The sequence below is a fragment of the Streptomyces sp. NPDC059567 genome, assembly GCF_042735655.1.
Lineage (GTDB): Bacteria > Actinomycetota > Actinomycetes > Streptomycetales > Streptomycetaceae > Streptomyces.
The window spans coordinates 276,397-291,307 of the sequence record NZ_JBHWBS010000001.1 but is presented as its reverse complement, the minus strand read 5'-3'; the positions used below and the strand labels follow the sequence as shown (position 1 = coordinate 291,307).

The following is a 14,911-nucleotide window of genomic DNA, read 5'->3' as shown; positions in this document are numbered from 1 at the left end:
CCGCCGCGCGCGGGCGCGGGCGGGGGGGGGCGCCCGCCGCGCGGGCGAACCCCCCCCCCCCCGGCCGCCGGCGGGGGGGGGGCGGCGCCGGCGCCCCGCTTTTCGTTCAGCGCCTCGTGCGGCGGCGCGCCGGGCGCCTCGCGACGAGGAAGTGCGTCAGCGACCCTCGACCGGGACGAAGTCGCGCAGGACCTCGCCGGTGTAGATCTGGCGCGGGCGACCGATGCGGGAACCCGGCTCCTTGATCATCTCGTGCCACTGGGCGATCCAGCCCGGCAGACGGCCGAGCGCGAAGAGCACGGTGAACATCTCGGTCGGGAAGCCCATCGCGCGGTAGATGAGGCCCGTGTAGAAGTCCACGTTCGGGTAGAGGTTGCGCGAGACGAAGTAGTCGTCGGAGAGCGCGTGCTCCTCCAGCTTGAGCGCGATGTCCAGCAGCTCGTCGGACTTGCCGAGGGCGGAGAGCACGTCGTGCGCCGCGGCCTTGATGATCTTGGCGCGCGGGTCGAAGGACTTGTACACCCGGTGGCCGAAGCCCATCAGGCGGACGCCGTCCTCCTTGTTCTTCACCTTGTTGATGAAGGAGTCGACATCGCCACCGTTGGCCTGGATGCCCTCGAGCATCTCCAGGACCGACTGGTTGGCGCCACCGTGCAGCGGACCCCACAGGGCCGAGATGCCGGCGGAGATCGACGCGAACATGTTCGCCTGGCTCGAACCCACCAGACGGACCGTCGACGTCGAACAGTTCTGCTCGTGGTCCGCGTGCAGGATCAGCAGCTTGTCGAGCGCCGACACCACGACCGGGTCGAGCTCGTACTCCTGGGCCGGGACCGAGAAGGTCATGCGCAGGAAGTTCTCGACGTACCCGAGGTCGTTGCGCGGGTAGACGAAGGGGTGGCCGATCGACTTCTTGTACGCGTACGCCGCGATCGTCGGCAGCTTGGCGAGCAGCCGGATCGTCGAAAGGTGGCGCTGCTTCTCGTCGAACGGGTTGTGGCTGTCCTGGTAGAAGGTGGACAGCGCGGAGACCACCGAGGAGAGCATCGCCATCGGGTGGGCGTCCCGCGGGAAACCGTCGAAGAAGCGCTTGACGTCCTCGTGCAGCAGCGTGTGCTGGGTGATCTCGTTCTTGAAGGTCGCCAGCTCGTCGACCTTGGGAAGCTCACCGTTGATCAGCAGGTACGCCACCTCGAGGAAGGTGGATCGCTCCGCCAGCTGCTCGATGGGGTAGCCGCGGTACCGCAGAATGCCCTGCTCGCCGTCGAGGTAGGTGATGGCGGATTTATAGGCGGCTGTGTTGCCGTATCCGCTGTCCAGGGTGACCAGACCGGTCTGGGCTCGGAGCTTCCCGATGTCGAAGCCCTTGTCGCCGACGGTGCTCTCGACCACCGGGTAGGTGTATTCACCGTCCGCGTACCGCAGTACTACAGAGTTGTCGCTCACGTCATCCCTCACCGACGTAGTGCCTCTTCTTCGAGGTGCCCTGACTGTCTCTACCATCCCCCATTTGGCTCAGGAGAGTGCACTCGGGGTCGACCATTGGGCCATTTGGCGGCACTCAGTGCCGCCAACCTGCTCATCTTGCCCCCTTCGCCCCGTTCGGGGAAGTCCGGGGTCCTCTTTCACACGACTGCCGAGAGCCGGTGGGCCAGTGCGGTGAAGCGCCTGCCTGCGGAAACCGTACGGACGGCCTGCCCGATCGCCTTGCGCGAACCCACCAGGACGACGAGCTTCTTCGCCCGCGTGACCGCCGTGTAGAGCAGATTCCGCTGGAGCATCATCCAGGCGCTGGTGGTGACCGGGATCACGACCGCCGGATACTCACTGCCCTGCGAGCGGTGGATGGTGACGGCGTACGCATGGGCCAGTTCGTCGAGTTCGTCGAAGTCGTACGGCACCTCCTCGTCCTCGTCGGTCCGTACCGTCAGCCGCTGTTCGACGGTGTCGAGCGCGGTCACGACGCCGACCGTGCCGTTGAAGACGCCGTTGGCGCCCTTCTCGTAGTTGTTACGGATCTGGGTGACCTTGTCGCCGACCCGGAAGACCCGGCCGCCGAACCGTTTCTCGGGGAGGTCGGGGCGGGCCGGCGTGACGGCCTGCTGGAGCAGCCCGTTGAGCGCGCCGGCGCCGGCCGGCCCTCGGTGCATGGGGGCGAGGACCTGGATGTCCCGGCGGGGATCGAGCCCGAACTTGGCGGGAATCCGCCGTGCCGCGACCTCGACCGCGACCCGGGCGGCGTCCTCCGTCTCCTCCTCCACGAAGAGGAAGAAGTCCGACAGGCCGGTGGTGACGGGCGGGATCCCCTCGTTGATGCGGTGGGCGTTGGTGACCACACCCGACTGCTGCGCCTGCCGGAAGATACGCGTCAACCGGACGGCCGGCACCGGGCTGCCGGGGGCCAGCAGATCGCCGAGCACCTCGCCCGCGCCGACCGAGGGCAGCTGGTCCACGTCCCCGACGAGAAGGAGGTGGGCACCGGGTGCCACCGCCTTCACGAGCTTGTTGGCGAGCAGCAGATCGAGCATGGACGCCTCGTCCACGACGACCAGATCGGCGTCGAGCGGGCGGTCCCGGTCGTAGGCCGCGTCGCCGCCCGGCTTGAGCTCCAGGAGCCGGTGCACCGTCGACGCCTCGGCTCCGGTCAGCTCGGCGAGCCGCTTCGCCGCGCGCCCGGTCGGGGCCGCCAGGACGACCTTGGCGCGCTTGGCCCGGGCCAGCTCCACGATCGAGCGGACCGTGAACGACTTCCCGCACCCCGGGCCGCCGGTGAGCACGGCGACCTTACGGGTCAGGGCGAGCCGCACCGCCTCCTCCTGCTCGGGAGCGAGGGAGGCCCCGGTCCGGTCGGCGAGCCAGGCCAGCGCCTTGTCCCAGGCGACGTCCTGGAAGCCCGGCATCCGGTCCTCGGCGGCATGCAGCAGCCGCTTCGTCTGGCCGGCGAGGGACAGCTCGGCGCGGTGGAACGGAATCAGGTACACGGCCGTGACGGGCAGCCCCTCGGGGCCCGGCACGGTCTCCCGCACCACCCCCTCGGGGTCCCGCGCCAGCTCGGCGAGGCATTCGATGACGAGCCCGGTGTCGACCTGGAGCAGCTTCACGGCCTCGCGGATCAGCTGCTCCTCCGGCAGGAAGCAGTGCCCCTGGTCGGTGGACTGCGACAGGGCGTACTGCAGCCCCGCCTTGACCCGGTCGGGACTGTCGTGGGGGATGCCGACGGACTGGGCGATCTTGTCGGCGGTGAGGAAGCCGATGCCCCAGACATCGGCGGCCAGCCGATAGGGCTGGTTCCGGACGACGGAGATCGAGGCGTCCCCGTACTTCTTGTAGATCCGCACGGCGATGGAGGTGGAGACACCGACGCCCTGGAGGAAGACCATCACCTCCTTGATCGCCTTCTGCTCCTCCCAGGCGGCGGTGATGTTCTTCGTGCGCTTGGGTCCCAGGCCCGGCACCTCGATCAGGCGCGCCGGGGTCGCCTCCAGGATGTCGAGGGTGTCCACGCCGAAGTGCTGGGTGATGCGGTCGGCGAAGACGGGGCCGATGCCCTTGATGAGCCCGGAGCCGAGGTAGCGGCGTATGCCCTGGATGGTGGCGGGCAGGACGGTCGTGTAGTTCTCGACCGTGAACTGCTTGCCGTACTGCGGGTGGGACCCCCAACGCCCCTCCATCCGCAACGACTCCCCCGGCTGCGCCCCGAGCAACGCCCCGACGACCGTGAGGAGATCGCCGGCGCCGCGGCCGGTGTCGACACGGGCCACCGTGTAGCCGGTCTCCTCGTTGGCGTAGGTGATCCGCTCGAGGACCCCTTCGACGACAGCCTGGCGCGGGGTGTGTGGCGGCGCGTGTGGCGGCGCGTGGCTGTGCCCTTGGCCCTGACCCTGGTTGGACATGCCCCGAAGGTAGCGAAGGGGTCGGACAGTTGGGTGGGGGTGGGGGGCCGGGGGGTGGGCCGGGGGTGGGGTCCTGGCGTGGACGCTCCCGTGAGCTTCTGGCTCGGCCGCCCTCGCTCCGAGTGTGGCCGGGGGCGTGGCCACGCGGGGGCCCCTGTGGCGCGAAGCGCCGTGGGCGGCCGTCGGGTGTGGGGGTGGTTGTGCGCGGTCGTTGAATGGGGCGGCTCGGCGGTGCTTGGCGTGTGACGGCCGGTGGGTTGCCGGGATCATGCCCCGCTGGTCACTGCCGGTGGGTGGTGGGGTGAGTTGATCGGCGTGGGTGTCCCTAAGTTCCGCAACTCGCCCTCGGAGGGTCCTGTGGGGCCGATTCCGGGGAAGTTACCGCGAGTAGTGGAGAGTTAGGGACACCGGCCGTTGGACCGACGCCGTCCCCGCCCCATGCGGCTGCCCCCCCCCCCCCCCCCCCCGTGGGGGCCCCGCCCCCCCCCCCGCCCCTGGCGGCGGCCCGCCCGCGCCGCCCTCGGGGGGGCGCCGCCCCCCGCGGCGGGCGGCCGCCCCCGCCTCCTCCCACCCACCCCCGTGTGGGCAATCTCCCGCTGGGGCGGGACGGTGCCCTTGCCGGGCCCAGGCCTCCGGTCCGTACGGTGCCCACGGGTGCGGCGCCATCGTGGGTTGTGCCCACCCGGTGGGCGCTCAGTGCTCGGCTGAGTCTTGTCGGCCCAGGGATTCCACCGGGGTCGCGCCGGGGCGGGTCCACTGGGGTACCGGGCGGCTCGTCGGGCCCCACGTGGCGTTCCCGTCCGCGTCCGCGCGCCAGTACCAGCAGATCGGCGCACCATGCCCGCCGACCGGCGAGCCGGCCTGCGGCGCCTCGGGCCACCCCTCGGGGTTGTCCTCCCACCCCTCACGGCGGCCGTAGGGCGTCATGTCGAGCAGGCCGAGCGACCCGTTGACCGGCTCGTTGCCACGGCCGGTCGTGGAGTAGGTGAGAAACACGCGGTCACCGTCGCGCAGGAAACACGCGACGTTCCCCATCTCACCGCCGACCGGCGCCTCCAGGCCCCGCACCGAGTACCAGGGCTGGGTGTAGCCCATGAACTCGACGTAGGGAGCCACCTCGTCCCACGCCCCCGTCGTCAGGATGGCGAACGAGACGCCCCGGGCACCGAGGTAGACCGCGTCCTTCATGTGCCAGACCGTGGTGGTGCAGCCCTCGCACTGCCCCTGGTGCGGCGCGCCGTCGTACCACATGTGCTGGTAGACCACGAGCTCGTCCCGGCCCTGGAAGAGGTCCAGAAACGGGACCGGGCCGTCGGGTCCGACGACCTCGACCGTCCCGTCGAACTCCACCATCGGCAGCCGGCGGCGGGCCGCGGCGATGGCGTCGCCCTCGCGGGTGTGGGCCTTCTCCCGGACCAGGAGCTCGTCTCGGGCGGCCTGCCAGGTGGCGAGGTCGACCACGGGCGGGCGCCCGGGCAGCGCGGTGGTCGGATCGTCCGGCGTGGGCGGCATGGGTCCTCCGTGGTGTCTTGTGCCGGGCAGCGTCGTACGACGTCCTACGACACCAGAGACGTCCTACGACTCCAGGAACAGACGCGCGCCCCTGCCGAAAGTCATCGCGGCGGGTCCTCGGCCGAGATCGACACGGAGGTGCCTGCCCTCGGTGCCACCTCACCACCCACCGGGAGTGACCAGCGGGGCATGAGTCCCGGCCACCCACCGGCCGCAACACGCTGAGCCGGTGCCGTCACCGCCCCATCCAACTGCCGCGCACCCCCACCCACCGGCCCGTAGGCGCCGATCCCCGCCCAGGACCGGCGAGAGTTGCCGCGTGGCCACGCCCCCCGGCCGCCCTCCGAGTGTGAAAAGGCGACCGGAGGCGGTGGGTCAAGGGTGGGCGGAGCCCATCGCGGAGCGACGCGACCGCAGGGAGCGCCCTTGACCCACCGCCTGCGGTCGCCACACTCGGGACGAGGGCGGCCGAACCAGAAGCTCGCAAGGACGCTCGGACCAGGACCCTCAGAAACCCGGGCCCGCTCGACGTGCCGAGGGGCCTCGGGAAACGTAGCGTTCTGCGCATGAGTGACGAATCATTCCAAGACGACGTACTGCACGAGCTCGGTGACGATCGGCTCCAGGAGATCGCCGGGGTGCTCGGTACCGACGCGGCAGGCGCCCAGGACGTCGTCGGGAGTTCGGTGACCGCGCTGTCGGGGGAGTTGCGGCAGGCCGCGTCCGAGCCCGGGAGTGCGGACGAGGTACGGCAGGCCGTCGAGGAGGCGACCTCCTCGGAGCCGCCGCTTCAAGGAGTGGCGGGCTTCGGTGGGCTGGTGAGCGGTGGGCTCATGGCCGGTGTTCTGGGCAGGCTGGCGAAGCCGGCGGCCAACGCCGTCGCCAAGAAGACCGGCATCCCCGCCCCGACCGTGAACCGGGCGATCGAACTGCTCGTGCCCGTGGTCCTGGCGGTGATCACCAAGCGCGCCGCCACCAAGAAGGGCGCCGACGGCCTCGGCGACATCCTGGGCGGGGCCCCGAAGAAGTAGGCCCCGGCGCCGAGAGCGCCGAGAACAGGCAGACCCGCGCCGGACTCCCACCCGCCCGGACGCCGGCCCCCACCCGAACGACCCACTACCGGCCCGCCCCTACCCCCCGCGGGACCCCGGCCCGGACGCCCAGCCACCCCGGCGCCAAGAGCCGGGAACACCCCCGCCGGACTCCCGCCAGCCGCCACCCACCGCACCGTCCGCCCCTACCCCACCACCCCCACGAACCTCCCCACCGTCTCCTCCAGGACCTCCACCCCGTCCCGCGCCCACAGCTCGTCGTTGAAGAGCTCGACCTCGATGGGGCCTGCGTAGCCCGTCTCCTCCACGAGGTCGCACCACGCCCGCAGGTCGATCGCGCCGTCGCCCAGTTGGCCCCGGCCGTTGAGGACTCCCGCCGGGAGAGGGGTCGTCCAGTCGGCCAGCTGGAAGGCGTGGATGCGGTCCGACGCGCCCGCCCTCGCCACCGCCGCCGGCGCCCGGTCGTCCCACCAGATGTGGTACGTGTCCACGACCACGCCCACCTGCGAGGACGGGAAGCGCTCCGCGATGTCCAGGGCCTGGTCCAGGGTGGAGACCGCGCAGCGGTCCGAGGCGTACATCGGGTGGAGGGGTTCGATCGCCAGGCGTACGCCCCGCTCCCCCGCGTACGGGGCGAGTTCGGCGATCGCGTCCGTGATCCGGGCGCGGGCCGCCGTCAGGTCGCGGCTGCCCGGGGCGAGGCCGCCGGAGACGAGGACCAGGGTGTCCGTGCCGAGCGCCGCCGCCTCGTCGATCGCCGCGCGGTTGTCGTCCAGGGACTGCGCCGTCGTGAAGAAGCCGCCCCGGCACAGTGACGTGACCGTCAGGCCGGCGTCGCGTACGAGCTTGGCCGTCGCCTCGACCCCGTACTCCGCGACGGGCTCCCGCCACAGGCCCACCCCCGGGACGGAGAGCCGTACGCACTGCTCCACCAGCTCCGGCAGCGACAGCTGTTTCACCGTCATCTGGTTGATGCTGAAGCGCGACAGCGATGCGGGGCTCGATGCGGTCACTGGCTCACTCCGTACACCGTCAGCAGGGACTTCATCCGGGACTCGGCCAGCTCCGGATCGGGGAACAGGCCGAGCCCGTCCGCCAGTTCGTACGCCCGCGCCAGGTGCGGCAGCGAGCGGGCGGACTGCAGGCCGCCGACCATGGCGAAGTGTTCCTGGTGGCCGGCCAGCCAGGCCAGGAACACGACGCCCGTCTTGTAGAAGCGCGTCGGGGTCCGGAAGAGGTGGCGTGACAGCTCCACCGTCGGGTCCAGCACGGCGCGGAACCCCGCGACGTCGCCCGTGTCCAGGATCCGTACGGCCTCCGCCGCCAGCGGGCCCAGCGGGTCGAAGATGCCGAGCAGGGCGTGGCTGAAGCCCTGGTCGTCGCCCGCGATCAGCTCGGGGTAGTGGAAGTCGTCGCCCGTGTAGCAGCGGACGCCCTCCGGCAGGCGGCGGCGGAGGTCGATCTCGCGCTGGGCGTCGAGGAGGGAGACCTTGATGCCGTCGACCTTGTCGGGGTGTGCCGCGATGACCTCCAGGAAGGTGTCGGTCGCGGTGTCCAGATCGGCCGAGCCCCAGTAGCCGTCGAGCGCCGGGTCGAACATCGGCCCCAGCCAGTGCAGGATCACCGGCTCGCTCGCCTGCCGGAGGAGGTGGCCGTACATGTCGAGGTAGTCGTCCGCGCCCTCGGCGGCGCCGGCGAGGGCGCGCGAAGCCATGAGGATGGCCTGGGAGCCGGTCTCCTCCACGAGCGCCAGCTGCTCCTCGTACGCCTTGCGTACCGTCATGAGGTCGGCGGGTCCGGCCAGTTGGTCCGTTCCGACTCCGCACGCGATGCGGCCGCCCACCGCCTTCGCCTCGGCCGACGAGCGGCGGATCAGCTCGGCCGCGCCCGCCCAGTCCAGGCCCATCCCCCGCTGCGCGGTGTCCATCGCCTCCGCGACGCCGAGGCCCTGCGCCCAGAGGTGGCGGCGGAAGGAGAGGGTGGCGTCCCAGTCGACGGCGGCCGGCGAGTCGGGGGTGGTGTCGGCGTACGGGTCGGCGACGACATGGGCGGCGGAGAAGACGGTACGGGAGGTCAGGGTGCCGCCCTTGGGGGCCGTGGGCCGTGCCGGGCGCGGGCTGTACTCCCGTACCTCGCCCGCGCCGTGGGGAAGGCGGATCACAGCGAGACCTCCGGGACCTCCAGTCGGCGGCCCGCGGCCGCCGACTTCAGGCCGAGTTCGGCGAGCTGTACGCCGCGCGCGCCCGCCAGCAGGTCCCACTGGTAGGGCTCGTCGAGGACCACGTGCTTCAGGAAGAGCTCCCACTGGGCCTTGAAGCCGTTGTCGAAGGTGGTGTTGTCCGGGACCTCCTGCCACTGGTCACGGAAGGCTTCGGTCGCCGGGATGTCCGGGTTCCAGACCGGCTTGGGGGTGGCCGAGCGGTGCTGGACGCGGCAGTTCCGCAGGCCCGCGACGGCGGAGCCGTGCGTGCCGTCGACCTGGAACTCGACGAGCTCGTCGCGGTTGACCCGTACCGCCCAGGAGGAGTTGATCTGGGCGATCGTCCCGCCCTCCAGCTGGAAGATGCCGTAGGCGGCGTCGTCGGCGGTGGCGGCGTACGGCTTGCCCTGCTCGTCCCAGCGCTGCGGGATGTGCGTGGCGACGTGCGCGGAGACGCTGGTGACCCGGCCGAAGAGCTCGTGGAGCACGTACTCCCAGTGCGGGAACATGTCGACGACGATGCCGCCGCCGTCCTCGGCGCGGTAGTTCCAGCTGGGGCGCTGGGCGTCCTGCCAGTCGCCCTCGAAGACCCAGTAGCCGAACTCCCCTCGTATGGACAGGATCTCGCCGAAGAAGCCGCCGTCGATGAGGCGCTTCAGCTTGAGCAGGCCCGGCAGGAAGATCTTGTCCTGGACGACGCCGTGCTTGACGCCCTTCTCGGAGGCGAGCCGGGCGAGCTCCAGGGCGCCGGCCAGGTCTCCCGCCGTCGGCTTCTCGGTGTAGATGTGCTTGCCGGCGGCGACGGCCTTGCGGATGGCCTCGACGCGGGCGGACGTGACCTGGGCGTCGAAGTAGATCTCCACCGACTCGTCGGCGAGTACGGCGTCGAGGTCGGTGGACCACTCGGTGAGACCGTGCTGCTCGGCGAGCGCGCGCAGAGCGTGCTCGCGGCGGCCGACGAGGACGGGCTCGGGCCAGAGGGTCTCGCCGTTGCCCAGGTCGAGGCCGCCCTGCTCGCGCAGGGCGAGGATCGAGCGGACGAGGTGCTGGCGGTAGCCCATGCGTCCCGTGACGCCGTTCATGGCGATACGGACTGTCCTGCGTGTCACGAAGGTCCCTCCACACTCAAGGAAGAAAGCGCTTTCTACGACAAGAGACGCTAGCCTGCCGACAACACGCCGGACAAGGGGTCCGGACGACTCTCCCGACTCTCCTCGGAGGTACGCGATGACCGTCACGCTGGCGGATGTGGCCGCGCGTGCCCAGGTCTCCCCCGCCACCGTCTCCCGCGTCCTGAACGGCAACTACCCCGTCGCCGCCTCGACCCGGGAGCGGGTGCTGCGGGCCGTGGACGAGCTGGACTACGTACTGAACGGGCCCGCGAGCTCGCTCGCCGCCGCCACGTCCGATCTGGTCGGCATCCTCGTCAACGACATCGCCGACCCCTTCTTCGGGATCATGGCCGGTGCGGCGCAGAGCGCCATCGGGGAAGGCGCGTCGGGGCGGGCGGGCGGCGAGAAGCTGGCCGTCGTCTGCAACACGGGCGGCTCCCCCGAGCGCGAGCTCACGTACCTCACCCTGCTTCAGCGCCAGCGCGCCGCCGCCGTGATCCTCACCGGCGGGTCCCTGGAGGACCCGGAGCACATGGCGGCGGTGGCGGCGAAGCTGTCGCGGCTGACGGACGCGGGGACGCGGATCGTGCTGTGCGGACGGCCGCCCGTGGCGGGCGACGCGAGCGTGGCGGCGCTGGCCTTCGACAACCGGGCGGGCGCTCGGCGGCTCACCGAGCATCTGCTGACGCTCGGGCACCGGCGGATCGGTTACGCGGCGGGGCCGGCGGACCGGACGACGACCCGGCACCGGCTGGAGGGGCACCGCGAGGCGCTGGCCGGGGCGGGGATGCCGGAAGGGCCCGTCGTCCACGGGTCGTACGACCGGGGCTCCGGCTATGACGCGACGCTCGAACTCCTGCGCCGCGAGCCGTCGTTGACGGCGGTCGTGGCGGCCAACGACACGGTGGCGCTGGGAGCGTGCGCGGCGCTGCGGGACCGGGGGCTGCGCATCCCCGAGGACGTCTCGGTGGCGGGCTTCGACGACCTCCCGTTCTCGGTCGACGCGGTCCCCGCGCTGACGACCGTACGGCTGCCCCTCCAGGAGGCGGGCGCTCGGGCGGGCCGACTCGCCATGGGCACGGAAGAGGCCCCACCGGGCGGCCTGGCGACGATCCCGGCGGAGCTCCTGGTACGCGACTCGACGGCGCGGCCTCGGGAGTGACGGGGGGGTGGGGTCTCGGGCCGGAGAGCCTCTGGCTCAGGGCCCGAGGACCCCGGCCCGTTCGCGCCCCATTGAGGGCTCGGGCCGGAGACCTTCCCGACTCCGACCCGAGGCCGCCCCTTCGCGCCCCACATGCGGGCTCACGGCGACGACAAGGAACGTCCACCCGCCTCGGCGGGCTCCGGGCCCCTCTCCCGCGACGGCTCCGGACCCGCCCCCACCGCCCGCCCCGGCGTGAGGGACGTCAGGGCCACGCCCCCGACCAGCAGGGCCGCCGCGCACCAGCGCAGGCCGCTGACGCCCTCGCCGAGGAAGAGGGCGGCCGAGGACATCCCGAAGACCGGGACCAGGAGGGAGAAGGGGGCCACCGACGAGGCCGGGTAGCGGCGCAGGAGCCACCCCCAGGCGCCGAAGCCGAAGACCGTGGTGATCCAGGCGACGTAGACGATGACGCCGACGCCGGTCCAGTCGAGTCCGCGCAGCGCTTCGAGGTCGCGTTCCGGTCCTTCCAGGAGGAGGGAGAGGACGAGCAGCGGCAGGATGGGCACGGTGCTGACCCAGACCATGAAGTTGAGGGCGTCGGGCGGGGAGGCCTTGCGGGTCAGGACGTTGGAGACGCCCCAGCAGGCCGCCGCCGCGATGCAGAGCGCGAAGCCGACGAGCGGACCCGAGGCGCCCTCGTCGACCGCGGCGACACCGATGCCGGCGAGCGCGACCGCCATGCCCGCGATCTTCAGCCTCCCGGGCCGTTCGCCGAGCGCGACGAAGGCGAACAGGGCCGTGAAGACGGCCTGGACCTGGAGGATCAGGGACGCGAGTCCGGCCGGGGCGCCCAGGTCCATCCCGGTGAAGAGCAGGCCGAACTTGACCACGCCCAGGACGAGTCCGACGCCCACGATCCACTTCCAGGCGACCTTGGGGCGGCCGACGAGGAGGACGGCGGGCAGGGCGGCGGCGAGGAAGCGCAGGGCCGAGAAGAGCAGCGGTGGGAAGTGGTCGAGACCGATCTCGATGACGACGAAGTTGACTCCCCAGACGGCGGCGACGAGCGCGGCCAGGGCGATGTGGGCGGGACGCATGTCGTCGAGCATCACCTCCCGTGAACGTGTAGCACCAGCGAATTCTCCTTCATGGTTGGATGAAGCAACGCTTCATCGATCCGCCCGGAAGGGGTGGTCCCGTGCTGGATCTCGGACGCCTGCGCGCGCTCCACGCCGTCGCCGTCCACGGGACGGTGGGCGCCGCGGCCGCCGCCCTCGGCTACACCCCGTCCGCCGTCTCCCAGCAGATCGCGAAGCTGGAGCGGGAGACCCGCACGACCCTCCTCGAACGCCAGGGCCGAGGGGTGCGGCTCACCGATGAGGCGCACCAACTCGCCGCCACCGCCGAGAAGTTGCTGTCGATCGTCGAAGAGGCGGAGGTACGGCTCGAAGAGCGGCGCGGACTGCCCGCCGGACGTCTGTCGATCGGCTGCTTCGCGAGCGCCGCGCGCGGTCTGATGCCGCGGGCACTCGCCGAACTGGCCGTCCGCCACCCCTCGCTCGACGCCCGCCTCACGGAGGTGGATCCGCATGTCTCGATCGACCTCGTCGCCCGGGGCGTGATCGACCTCGCCGTGGCCCACGACTGGGACATCGCGCCGCTGCCGACCCCACCGGGCGTGGAGCAGGCGGTGATCGGCGACGACCTGTGCGACGTCCTCGTGCCCCGGGAGCATCCGCTGGCGGCGCGGGCGACCGTGCGGCGGGAGGAGCTGGCGGACGAGCGGTGGATCACGCAGCCGCCGGGGACGGTGTGCCACGACTGGCTGATCCAGACCCTGCGCGCCACCGGGTACGAGCCGCACATCGTGCACCAGGCGGAGGAGAACCACACACAGGTCGCCCTGGTCGCCGCCGGGCTCGGGATCGCGATGGTGCCGCGGCTCGGCCGTGGGACGCTGCCGCCCGAGGTGACCCCGGTCCGGCTGGACCCGATGCCGAGGCGCCGGCTGCACGCCCTGTGGCGCACGGGCGCCGCCCGCCGTCCCGCGATCAGCGAGACGGTCCGCACGCTCCGGGAGCTGTGGCCCCGCGTCGCGTCGTCGACGGGGTGACCGACCGGCACGGGAGCCCCGCCCGCCCCACCCATCCCACCGGCCCGCTCACCGACCCGCGCCACTGATTCCTGCTCAGGTCCTTGACCTGGCAGTTACTTTCGGGCTATCCGTGACTCCTGGAAGTTTCCTTCAACCTTGCACGGCCGGAAGGAGCATCAGTGCACCACCGCGCCACCTCCAGACGCACCCTCCTCACCGTCACCGCCGCCGCGGCGGCCGCCGCCGTCACCGGCGTGACCACCCCGACCGCCCTCGCCGACTCAGCCGACCCCGCCCACACCGACTCGGCCGACCTCGCGTCCGACGACCGGAGCCTCCGGCGGCTCATCTCCCGTATGTCGCTGGAAGAGAAGGTCGGCCAGGTCTTCGTCATGCGGGTGTACGGCCACTCCGCCACCGCCCCCGACCAGGCCGACATCGACGCCAACCTGACCGAGATCGGCGTCCGCACCGCCGCCGAGCTCGTCGAGAAGTACCACGTCGGCGGCGTCATCTACTTCGCCTGGGCGCACAACACCCGCGACCCCCACCAGATCGCCGAGCTCTCCAACGGCATCCAGCGGGCGGGCCTCGCCCAGCCCACGCCTCTCCCCCTGCTGATCTCCACCGACCAGGAGCACGGCATCGTCTGCCGGGTCGGGAAGCCGGCCACCCTGATGCCCGGCGCCATGGCGCTCGGCGCCGGGGGCTCGCACTCCGATGCCCGCAAGGCCGCGCAGATCGCGGGCGCCGAGCTGGCCGCCGTCGGCATCCGGCAGAACTACGCGCCGGTCGCGGACGTCAACGTCAACCCCGCCAACCCCGTCATCGGAGTCCGCTCCTTCGGCTCCGACCCGCAGGCCGTCTCCGATCTCGTCGCCGCCCAGGTGAAGGGCTACCAGCGGGCCGGGATCGCGGCGACCTCCAAGCACTTCCCCGGCCACGGCGACACGGCCACCGACAGCCACTACGGGCTGCCGACCATCACGCACACCCGGGAGCAGTGGGCCGAACTCGACGCCCCGCCGTTCCGGTCCGCGATCTCCGCCGGCATCGACTCGATCATGACGGCGCACATCGTCGTGCCCGCGCTCGACCCGAACGAGGACCCGGCGACCCTCTCCCACCCGATCCTGACCGGCATCCTGCGCGAGCAGCTCGGTTACGACGGCGTGGTGGTGACGGACTCCCTCGGCATGGAGGGCGTACGGACGAAGTACGGCGACGATCGCGTGCCGGTGCTCGCCCTCAAGGCCGGTGTCGACCAGCTCCTCAACCCGCCGAAGCTGGACATCGCCTGGAACGCGGTCCTCCAGGCCGTCAAGAACGGCGAGCTGACCGAGGCCCGGCTCGACGAATCGATCCTGCGGATTCTGCGCCTCAAGGCGAAACTGGGGCTGTTCCGCAAGCCGTTCGTCACCGCCGCCGGTGTGGACCGTACGGTCGGCACCGCCGCCCACCTGGCCCAGGCCGACCGGATCGCGGAGGAGACCACGACCCTGCTCCTCAACGAGGGCGGGTTCCTGCCGATCAGCCGGCGCAGCCACGGCAACGTGCTGGTCGTCGGCGCCGATCCGGCCTCGCCGTCCGGCAGCACGGGCCCGCCGACCACGACCCTCGCCACCGCCTTCATCGAACTCGGCTTCTCCGCCACGGCGTTGTCGACCGGGATCACCCCGACGGCGGCGAAGATCGACGAGGCGGTGGCCGCGGCGGCCGGCAAGGACGTCGTGGTCGTGGGCACGTACAACGTCTCGGCGACCAGTCCGCAGCGCACCCTGGTCTCCCGGCTCGGGGGGGCCCCCGGCGCCCGGGGGGCGCGGGCGGGGGGCCCCCCCCCCCCCACTCGCCGCCGGCCCCCCCCCCGCGGGGCGCGCCCCCCCGGCGGGGGGGGGGGGGTGTG

11 protein-coding genes are annotated in these 14,911 nt (G+C 72.0%); 4 read left to right on the top strand and 7 right to left on the bottom strand.

Annotated elements, in window-relative coordinates:
• Positions 1-156 precede the first annotated feature (156 nt).
• From ACFVZW_RS01220 to ACFVZW_RS01210, 3 genes are all read right to left on the bottom strand, one after another.
• Entirely contained in the window at positions 157-1,446 is a 1,290-nt protein-coding gene (locus ACFVZW_RS01220; RefSeq protein ID WP_352190558.1) for a citrate synthase, read from the bottom strand.
• A 179-nt stretch (positions 1,447-1,625) separates the two neighbouring features.
• Positions 1,626-3,893: an ATP-dependent RecD-like DNA helicase gene (locus ACFVZW_RS01215; RefSeq protein ID WP_384514916.1), complete on the bottom strand. Its 2,268-nt coding sequence runs from the start codon at positions 3,891-3,893 to the stop codon at positions 1,626-1,628.
• Positions 3,894-4,586: 693 nt separating this feature from the next.
• A complete protein-coding gene (locus ACFVZW_RS01210; protein WP_384514913.1) occupies positions 4,587-5,405 on the bottom strand; it encodes a DUF899 domain-containing protein in 819 nt (272 codons plus the stop codon).
• A 566-nt stretch (positions 5,406-5,971) separates the two neighbouring features.
• On the opposite strand from ACFVZW_RS01210, the gene ACFVZW_RS01205 reads away from it, so the two are divergent.
• Positions 5,972-6,436 carry a DUF937 domain-containing protein gene (locus ACFVZW_RS01205; protein ID WP_384514910.1) on the top strand — a complete coding sequence of 155 codons (465 nt, stop codon included), beginning with the start codon at positions 5,972-5,974 and terminating at the stop codon, positions 6,434-6,436.
• Between the two features lie 206 nt (positions 6,437-6,642).
• On the opposite strand, the gene ACFVZW_RS01200 is transcribed toward ACFVZW_RS01205, so the two are convergent.
• From ACFVZW_RS01200 to ACFVZW_RS01190, 3 genes are read right to left on the bottom strand one after another with little or no spacing between them, the layout of a single operon-like run.
• Entirely contained in the window at positions 6,643-7,422 is a 780-nt protein-coding gene (locus tag ACFVZW_RS01200) for a sugar phosphate isomerase/epimerase family protein (RefSeq protein WP_384515039.1), read from the bottom strand.
• A 44-nt stretch (positions 7,423-7,466) separates the two neighbouring features.
• Positions 7,467-8,618: a dihydrodipicolinate synthase family protein gene (locus tag ACFVZW_RS01195; protein WP_384514907.1), complete on the bottom strand. Its 1,152-nt coding sequence runs from the start codon at positions 8,616-8,618 to the stop codon at positions 7,467-7,469.
• Entirely contained in the window at positions 8,615-9,766 is a 1,152-nt protein-coding gene (locus ACFVZW_RS01190) for a Gfo/Idh/MocA family protein (protein WP_384514904.1), read from the bottom strand. The genes ACFVZW_RS01195 and ACFVZW_RS01190 overlap by 4 nt, the downstream gene beginning before the upstream one ends.
• A 118-nt stretch (positions 9,767-9,884) precedes the next feature.
• Between ACFVZW_RS01190 and ACFVZW_RS01185 the strand changes: the two genes are divergently transcribed.
• Positions 9,885-10,931 (top strand): LacI family DNA-binding transcriptional regulator, encoded by a 1,047-nt coding sequence (locus tag ACFVZW_RS01185; protein ID WP_384514901.1) that lies wholly within the window; start codon positions 9,885-9,887, stop codon positions 10,929-10,931.
• A gap of 140 nt (positions 10,932-11,071) precedes the next feature.
• On the opposite strand, the gene ACFVZW_RS01180 is transcribed toward ACFVZW_RS01185, so the two are convergent.
• A complete protein-coding gene (locus ACFVZW_RS01180) occupies positions 11,072-12,010 on the bottom strand; it encodes an EamA family transporter (RefSeq protein ID WP_384514898.1) in 939 nt (312 codons plus the stop codon).
• A gap of 101 nt (positions 12,011-12,111) precedes the next feature.
• Here ACFVZW_RS01180 and ACFVZW_RS01175 point away from each other — a divergent pair, with 101 nt between their 5' ends.
• On the top strand, positions 12,112-13,026 hold the full coding sequence (locus tag ACFVZW_RS01175; RefSeq protein ID WP_384514896.1) for a LysR family transcriptional regulator: 915 nt from the start codon (positions 12,112-12,114) through the stop codon (positions 13,024-13,026).
• Positions 13,027-13,187: 161 nt separating this feature from the next.
• Positions 13,188-14,911, top strand: a 1,724-nt coding sequence (locus ACFVZW_RS01170; RefSeq protein ID WP_384514893.1) for a glycoside hydrolase family 3 protein, incomplete at its 3' end; no start/stop codon positions are given.